Source organism: Escherichia sp. AM3, from assembly GCF_032029835.1.
Classification (GTDB): Bacteria; Pseudomonadota; Gammaproteobacteria; order Enterobacterales; family Enterobacteriaceae; genus Escherichia; species Escherichia coli.
In genome coordinates this window covers 1-1,898 of record NZ_JAVUPQ010000234.1, presented here as the reverse complement: position 1 = coordinate 1,898, position 1,898 = coordinate 1, and the positions used below count along the sequence as shown (strand labels likewise).

At 46.0% G+C, this 1,898-nt stretch carries 1 protein-coding gene and 1 pseudogene; both read left to right on the top strand.

What is annotated here, in order from left to right; translation table 11 throughout:
* A pseudogene (wcaM, locus tag RTW80_RS24550) lies at positions 1–690 on the top strand (colanic acid biosynthesis protein WcaM); the annotation flags it as partial.
* A 164-nt stretch (positions 691–854) separates the two neighbouring features.
* Complete coding sequence (gene galF / locus RTW80_RS24545; RefSeq protein ID WP_000609089.1) at positions 855–1,748, top strand: GalU regulator GalF; 894 nt, start codon at positions 855–857, stop codon at positions 1,746–1,748.
* The last annotated feature ends 150 nt before the right edge of the window (positions 1,749–1,898 follow it).

Here is a 1,898-nt window from a genome sequence, read left to right as displayed (position 1 = left end):
GACAATACCTATCCCGATGAACTGGCGGTAAAAAACTTTGTGGTAGCGAACATCACCGGTAGCGACTGCCGACAGTTAGTCCATGTGGAGAACGGCAAACACTTTATTATTCGTAATATTACCGCGCGAAATATCACCCCGGATTATAGTAAGAAAGCGGGCATTGATAATGCGACGGTCGCTATTTACGGATGTGATAATTTCGTAATTGATAATATCAATATGGAGAATAGCGCAGGTATGCTCATTGGTTACGGCGTAATCAAAGGGCGTTATTTATCCATTCCACAAAACTTTAAGTTAAATAATATCCATCTGGATAATACGAAACGTGAATACAAATTGCGCGGTATTCAGATCTCCTCTGGTAATGCGACATCATTTGTGGCGATTACCAATGTGGAGATGAAACGTGCCACGCTTGAGTTGCATAACCAACCACAGCACCTTTTTTTACGTAACATCAGGGTTATGCAGCAATCCGCGACGGGACCCGCGCTTAAGATGCACTTCGATCTCCGTCAGGATGTGCGCGGCAAGTTTATGGCAAAACAGGACACATTACTCTCGCTGGCGAATGTCCATGCGGTAAACGAAAGCGGGCAAAGCTCAGTTGACATCGACCGGGTAAACCATCAGGTGGTGAATGTCGAAGCGGTGAATTTTCGACTCCCGGGACGGGAGCGGTAACTTTGCGACCATTCCTGGCTAAAGTGACACTCCCTGGGATTAAGATTACTGCATTGCGAAGTTAAGCGGCGTAACATATGCTGCATCGGAGTAATGTAATTCATACTGGCTAAAACAAGCTAAAAAGCTATAATTCAGCAACAATTGAATAGGTGAATGACTTAATGATTAATTTGAAAGCAGTTATTCCGGTAGCAGGTCTGGGGATGCACATGTTGCCTGCCACGAAGGCAATCCCTAAAGAGATGCTACCGATCGTAGACAAGCCGATGATTCAATACATTGTCGACGAAATTGTAGCTGCAGGTATCAAAGAAATCGTGCTGGTGACTCATGCGTCTAAGAACGCGGTTGAGAACCACTTCGACACCTCTTACGAACTCGAATCGTTGCTTGAGCAGCGTGTTAAACGCCAGCTATTAGCCGAGGTGCAGTCTATCTGTCCTCCAGGCGTGACTATTATGAACGTTCGTCAGGCTCAGTTACTGGGCCTGGGTCATTCAATTCTTTGTGCTCGTCCAATTGTTGGGGATAACCCTTTCGTAGTCGTATTACCTGATGTGGTTCTTGATACAGCGAGCGCAGATCCGCTGCGCTACAACCTGGCTGCCATGGTTGCTCGTTTTAATGAAACCGGGCGTAGTCAGGTGCTGGCTAAGCGTATGGAAGGCGATCTGTCTGAGTACTCTGTTATTCAGACCAAAGAGCCTTTAGATAACGAAGGTAAAGTCAGCCGTATCGTTGAATTCATTGAAAAACCAGACCAGCCGCAGACTCTGGATTCCGATCTGATGGCAGTAGGGCGCTACGTGCTTTCTGCGGATATCTGGGCAGAACTGGAGCATACCCAGCCTGGTGCCTGGGGGCGTATTCAATTGACGGATGCTATTGCTGAGCTGGCTAAAAAACAGTCGGTAGATGCGATGCTGATGACGGGCGACAGCTACGACTGCGGGAAGAAAATGGGGTATATGCAGGCGTTTGTTAAGTACGGCCTGCGTAACCTGAAAGAAGGGCCGAAGTTCCGTAAGAGCATTGAGAAGTTGCTCGGAGAATAGGCAAGACGAAAGATTAATTATATTAGTAATACTTCATGATAAATGGCAGGGGAAGACTCATGATGCTATCAGTATACAGGCATGTCTTCACTGCCTTTTTTATGATAAAAATCAAGTAGTAAAAAGATCAATGCTCTACCTTTTCTTGTA